Raw genomic sequence first — 860 nt, forward strand, 5'->3', positions numbered from 1 at the left:
ATGATAATAATTACAGAAGTACTTTAGCAATAAATTAATAAGTTTTTACTTGTTTTTTACCACAGTACTTTGTTGTGGTTAGTTTTTTATTTCCACTTTCAAATATTTTATTTCCTTTTCGCAATCTGTTTGAAATTCAGATTCAAGTTTTAAATAGTATCTATTATTTAAAACTTTAGATTCCATCGTTCTCCAACCTTCAATTCCGATAACGTACTGCTCTTTAGTTTTTAAATCCGTTAATGCGATTTCCTCTTCTCCATAATAGTTTGAGTGAGAAATGGCTGTTTCTCCGTCAGAAGTCAAAGGTTTTCCCATTGTAAAACAAGTCAGTCCATTTTTCAAGTCAACTGATAAAAATCCCCAACTTTCATAACCAGTAATTTCAATTAGTGCATTTCCGCAATAAGTTCCTTTAAATTCGTAATTAGAATATCCTTTTTCTTTTAATAAATATTTACACGCTTTTAATTCAGGCGTTTTTATTCCAATTCCGATATTTGGGTTTGCTGAAAATGTATAACAAGAATCTTTAAGTTTGAAAATTTCAGGATACTTTTTGGTCAATTCAATTTCAGATGTTGGCTTAAAATCAACAAATTCTTCTGAAATCTCAACAATTTTATCGTATTGCGATTTGTCAATAAGTTGCGATTTTCCATTTAGAATATTCGACAGATTCCGTATTTCAAAATCACAATCTTGAGCCCAAGAAATTTGGACAATTGCAAGTAGAAATATTAAAATCAGTTTTCTGTTCATTGGTTTGGTCAAATTAACCACAACGTGATTGTGTATGATTAGTGGCGTGTTTAAGCACCTAATTTAGCAAATAAAAACCGAATAGAAAATCCGCGAGG

Annotated in this window: 1 protein-coding gene; it reads right to left on the minus strand. The window is 30.2% G+C overall.

Translation table 11 applies throughout. The features are described 5' to 3' along the window. Positions 1-78: 78 nt before the first annotated feature. Positions 79-762 carry a hypothetical protein gene (locus tag HSX10_RS18625; RefSeq protein WP_173589761.1) on the minus strand — a complete coding sequence of 228 codons (684 nt, stop codon included), beginning with the start codon at positions 760-762 and terminating at the stop codon, positions 79-81. Positions 763-860: the final 98 nt, after the last annotated feature.

It is taken from the genome of Winogradskyella undariae (assembly GCF_013285155.1).
Classification (GTDB): Bacteria; Bacteroidota; Bacteroidia; order Flavobacteriales; family Flavobacteriaceae; genus Winogradskyella; species Winogradskyella undariae.

What these genes read in the sequence shown, in the direction of transcription:
- HSX10_RS18625 (WP_173589761.1), bottom strand. Translation starts at nt 762, where the DNA reads ATGAACAGAAAACTGATTTTAATATTTCTACTTGCAATTGTCCAAATT.